At 66.6% G+C, this 1,824-nt stretch carries 1 protein-coding gene; it reads right to left on the bottom strand.

Going from position 1 to position 1,824, the window contains the following annotated elements; genetic code table 11:
• Positions 1-187 precede the first annotated feature (187 nt).
• A complete protein-coding gene (locus DBR22_RS05270) occupies positions 188-1,747 on the bottom strand; it encodes an IS1182 family transposase (RefSeq protein WP_108598110.1) in 1,560 nt (519 codons plus the stop codon).
• Positions 1,748-1,824 lie beyond the last annotated feature (77 nt).

The following is a 1,824-nucleotide window of genomic DNA, read 5'->3' as shown; positions in this document are numbered from 1 at the left end:
CCTAGGAGACTGCTGAATAAGCGGGATGGTGGGCGGGCGGAACGCCACCAATGGCCGTCTAGCGGCGTGTTCTGGTCAGCACCCTTGGGTGCGACAACGGGGTCGTTCCGCCCGCTTGCGTACATTCTGCCTCAGATCTGGGGCGTCATCCAGCGATTTTTGTCGAGGACCCGGTCCGGCCAGCGGTTCATCCCAGCGCCCATGATCCCTGGTTCACTCTCAGTCCCAGGGCGAGTAGGCGGCGCAGGTTTAGTCCGGCTATCCGCAGCTGCAGCCAGGCGTTGTTCCGGCTGATGCCGCGGTGGGGAACGCGTCGGTTGCCGCGGGTGAGCCAGGCGATGGACCGCTCGACCATCGGCCGGTGCCTGCGGTAAGCGTCCCGGAAGGCCGGGTCCGCGGAGCGTTGACGGTGCTCGCGCTGCAGCGCGTCGTGTTCGTGGAGATCGAGCTTGCGTCCCCGCGGTGAGGCGGTGCACCGGTGCCGGAGTGGGCAGCCGGTGCAGGCGGCGCCGAACGTGACCCGCCGCTTGGCGGTGATGTTCCTGGTGATACCGTTCGGACAGGTCGCGGTGCCGGCTGCTTCATCGACGGTGAAATCATCGAGGGTGAACCCGCCTTCGACGGCCGGGCGCAGCGGCCAGGGTTTGATCACCGGGGTATGCCCGGTGCGGGCAAGGGCAGCGAGCATGTCCCCGGAACCGTAGGCCGAGTCGGCCAAGACGTCCACGCTGTTGCCGGCGATTGTAGGATCCATGCCGATCAGCCGCGCACCGACGGCACCGTCGCTGTTTTCCGGTCCCGAGGCCTTGGTCAGCTCCGCAGCGGTGATCAGCCCGGTATCGGGCTCGATGACAATATGGGCCTTGAATCCGTCCTGTTGCCGGGACTGGGTTTTGTGCGCGTGCCGGGTGTCCGGGTCGACGGTGGAGATCATCCGGTCCGGGGCGACCTTTCGTGCGATCCGCCACCGCCCGTCGGTCCCGTCCGAGTCCTCGGCCGGTTCCACGTCCTGCCCGGCGACCAGAGCCAGCAGCGCGTACGCGTCGGCCGCCTTGCCCTCCAGCGTTTCGGGATCGACCGCGGCCAGTAGAGCCAGCGCATCCGTGATCAGTGCGGAGATCAGCCCGTCTTTGGCGTCCTGGTCATCCCAGACGATGTCGGGCTTACCAGCGCGGGTGTAGTCATACCCCGTCGCGTGCGCGGCCAGCAGCTCCTGCCCGCCAGGGACATCACGGCCGAAGCGGCGGACCGCGGCGATTAGTTGCGTGATGGTGTCCTGTCTCGCGACCGCGTCATCCAGGACCGTTGAATCCACCGCCCTCCGGCGCTTGCCATGCAGGACCCCGGTCTCGGCGACGACCTCGGCGATGGCTTCCATGATCCGGTGAGGATTCCCGGAGGCGGCCAGACGTCGTCGCCAGTACGTCAGTGTGCTCGGGTGGAACGCGGTATCGGTCAGTCCGTACCCGCAAGCGGCCTTCCACCGCAGATCAAAGGTCAAAGCCTCCGCGGTCTCCCTGTCAGAGAGGCCCTGCAACGCCTGCAACACCAGCACCGAGCCGATCACCGGCGCCGGAACCGACGGCCGGCCCCGCCGCGACGGAAAGAGGTCCTCCATCATTGAATCCGGAAACAACCGCCCCCGATGCCTGGCCAGAAAAGCGAAGACACTGCCCGGAGCCAACAACTCCCCGGCCAGCGCCTCGACATCCAAATACCCGCGTTGCGCATCCTCGCGTCCCTGCATGAAACCAGTCTTAAATCCTGGTCCCGAAAATCCAGCAGGCACGCCACACTGCCGCCGATTATTCAGCGCACTCCTAG

The organism is Arthrobacter sp. HMWF013 (assembly GCF_003061105.1).
Lineage (GTDB): Bacteria > Actinomycetota > Actinomycetes > Actinomycetales > Micrococcaceae > Arthrobacter.
This window is presented reverse-complemented; position numbering and strand designations above follow the sequence as displayed.